Annotated in this window: 2 pseudogenes; both read left to right on the top strand. The window is 66.0% G+C overall.

The window, feature by feature from the left end:
* Positions 1-2,856 (top strand): annotated as a pseudogene (gene gltB, locus AUC71_RS07145) (glutamate synthase large subunit); the annotation flags it as partial.
* A 146-nt stretch (positions 2,857-3,002) separates the two neighbouring features.
* Positions 3,003-3,547: pseudogene (locus AUC71_RS07140) on the top strand (FAD-dependent oxidoreductase); the annotation flags it as partial.

The raw sequence follows: 3,547 nt of genomic DNA, 5'->3' as shown, positions 1-3,547 counted from the left end.
CGCCGACGGCATGCGCCGCGCGCTCGAGAAGCTCTGCCGCAAGGCGGAGGACGCGGTCCGCAAAGGCGAGAACATCATCGTCCTGTCCGACCGCGCCACGGGCCCGCAGCGCATTCCAATTCCCTCGCTGCTCGCGACCAGCGCCGTGCATCATCACCTGATCCGCAACGGCTTGCGCACCTCGGTCGGCCTCGTGGTCGAGACCGGCGAGGCCTGCGAGGTGAACCAGTTCTGCACGCTCGCCGGCTACGGCGCCGAGGCGATCAATCCTTATCTTGCCTTCGAGACGATCGAGGCGCTCGTGCCGGAATTCGACGAGGAACTCACCGTCGAAGAGGCCGTCAAGCGCTACATCAAGGCGACCGACAAGGGCATCCTGAAGGTGATGTCCAAGATGGGCATCTCGACCTACCAGTCCTATTGCGGCGCGCAGATCTTCGACGCCGTGGGGCTCAGGACCGACTTCGTCGCCAAATATTTCACCGGCACCAACACGCAGGTCGAAGGCGTCGGGCTGGAGGAGATCGCGCGCGAGACCGTGGAGCGGCACAAGCTCGCCTTTGGCGATGCGCCCGTGCTCAAGAACGCGCTCGAAGTGGGCGGCGAGTACGCCTACCGCATTCGCGGCGAGGCCCATACCTGGCGCCCCGAAGTGGTCGCCGATCTTCAGCACGCCGTGCGCGGCAACCTGCCGGAGAAGTACCGTTCCTACGCACAAGCCGTGAACGAGCAGGCAAAGCAGCTCCTCACCTTGCGCGGCATGTTCCGCATCAGAACGCCGACGAGATCGGGCAGCGGGCGATCCCGCTCGACGAGGTCGAGCCGGCGACGGAGATCGTCAAGCGCTTCGCCACCGGCGCCATGTCCTTCGGCTCCATCAGCCGCGAGGCGCACACCACCCTCGCCATCGCCATGAACCGTATCGGCGGCAAGTCGAACACGGGCGAAGGCGGCGAGGAGGTCGATCGCTTCACGCCGATGCCGAATGGCGACTCCATGCGCTCGTCCATCAAACAGGTGGCCTCGGGCCGCTTCGGCGTGACGACGGAATATCTCGTCAACTCCGACATGATGCAGATCAAGATGGCCCAGGGCGCCAAGCCCGGCGAAGGCGGACAGCTGCCTGGTCACAAGGTGGATGCCACCATTGCCAAGGTGCGCCACTCGACGCCGGGCGTCGGTCTCATCTCGCCGCCGCCGCATCACGACATCTATTCGATCGAGGATCTGAAGCAGCTGATCTTCGACCTGAAGAACGTCAACCCGACCGGCGCCGTCTCGGTGAAGCTCGTCTCGGAAGTGGGCGTCGGCACGGTTGCCGCGGGCGTGGCCAAGGCCATGGCCGATCACGTGACCATCGCCGGCTTCGAGGGCGGCACTGGCGCCTCGCCGCTCACCTCCATCAAGCACGCGGGCAGCCCTTGGGAGATCGGCCTCGCCGAGACCCAGCAGACGCTCGTGCTGAACCGCCTGCGCGGCCGCATCGAGGTGCAGGTGGACGGCGGCCTGCGCACGGGCCGCGACGTCATCGTAGGCGCGTTGCTCGGCGCCGACGGGTTCGGCTTCTCGACCGCGCCCCTGATCGCCGCCGGTTGCATCATGATGCGCAAGTGCCATTTGAACACCTGCCCGGTGGGCATCGCCACGCAAGACCCGGTTCTGCGCGCCCGCTTCACCGGCGCGCCCGAGCACGTCATCAATTTCTTCTTCTATGTCGCCGAGGAGGTGCGCGAGTACATGGCCGCGCTCGGCTTCCGCACCATGGCCGAGATGATCGGCCGCACCGAGGTGCTCGACAAGGAGAAGGCCATCGACCATTGGAAGGCGCGCGGTCTGGACTTCACCAAGCTGTTCCACAAGCCTGAAATGGCGGACGGTGTTCCCGTCAGCAATACCGAGCGTCAGGACCACGGGCTCGAGACGGTGCTCGACAACAAGCTCATCGAGCTTTGCCGCGCCGCGATCGAGGAGAAAAAGCCGGTCAAGCTCGACCTGCCGATCAAGAACGTCGACCGGTCCACCGGCGCCATGCTGTCCGGCGCGATCGCCAAGCGCTACGGGCACGCAGGCCTCCCCGACGACACGATCTGGATCCGCTTCAAGGGGTCGGCCGGGCAGAGCTTCGGCGCCTGGCTCGCCCATGGCGTGACCCTCGATCTCGTCGGCGAAGGCAACGACTATGTGGGCAAGGGCTTGTCAGGCGGGCGCATCATCGTCCGGCCGCCGGAAGAGTCCGGCATCAATCCGGAGAAGTCGATCATTGTCGGCAACACGGTGCTTTATGGCGCCATCGCCGGCGAATGTTATTTCCGCGGCGTCGGCGGCGAGCGCTTCGGCGTGCGCAACTCCGGCGCCATCGCGGTGGTCGAGGGCACCGGCGATCACGGCTGCGAATACATGACCGGCGGCGTGGTCGTGGTGATCGGGCCCACGGGGCGCAATTTCGCGGCCGGCATGTCCGGCGGCATCGCTTACGTGCTCGACGAGAGCGGCGATTTCGAGCCGCGCTGCAACATGGCCATGGTGGATCTCGAGCCGATCCCGAGCGAGAACCGCGTCATGGAGCGGCGGCGCCACCAAGGCGGCGACCTGGAAAGCCACGGTCTCGTCGACTTCACCGACATGACACGCTTCGACGAGGAGCGTCTGCGCCAGCTGATCGAGAACCATTTGCACTACACGGCCTCGACGCGGGCCAAGGACATCCTCGACAACTGGGCCGATTATCTCCCGAAATTCGTCAAGGTGATGCCGGTCGAATACCGCCGCGCCTTGGAGGAGATGGCGCGCCAGCAAGCCGCCGATAAGACGGGGCTCGGCGAAATCGAGATCGGCCTGCGCGGCAACGGCAAATAATCAGGCAGGAGAGCGGCCATGACCTGGCTCAGCGCCAGGCTGTGGCCCTGCCACGCGAAGATGCGGTACGCTGGAACGGTTCAAAGGGGCGCGGTTGGCGCGACCCTCGATAGCAGAGATGAGCTAGGGCGGAGATCGTGACTCTGATGGGCAAGATCACGGGGTTTTTGGAGATCGAGCGGCAGGAGCCAAGCTACGAGCCGGCCGCCGACCGCGTGCGCCATTTCAAGGAGTTCGTGATCCCGCCGAGCGACGCCGAGATCGCGCGTCAGGCCGCCCGCTGCATGGATTGCGGCATTCCCTATTGTCATACCGGCTGCCCGGTGAACAACCAGATCCCGGACTGGAACGACCTCGTCTACCAGGCCGATTGGGACGACGCGGCGCAGAACCTGCACTCCACCAACAACTTTCCCGAGGTGACCGGACGCGTCTGCCCGGCCCCGTGCGAGGCCGCCTGCACGCTCAACATCATCGACGAGCCGGTCACGATCAAGGCCATCGAGTGCGCCATCGCCGACCGGGCCTTCGAGGAAGGCTGGGTGAAGCCGCAGCCGCCGGAGAAGAAGACCGGCAAGCGGATCGCGGTCATCGGCTCGGGCCCGCGGGCCTCGCGGCCGCGCAGCAGCTCGCCCGCGCCGGCCACGACGTGCATGTCTACGAGAAGCATGCCGAGCCCGGCGCTGCTCGC

The organism is Methyloceanibacter marginalis, from assembly GCF_001723295.1.
Classification (GTDB): domain Bacteria; phylum Pseudomonadota; class Alphaproteobacteria; order Rhizobiales; family Methyloligellaceae; genus Methyloceanibacter; species Methyloceanibacter marginalis.
This window is presented reverse-complemented; position numbering and strand designations above follow the sequence as displayed.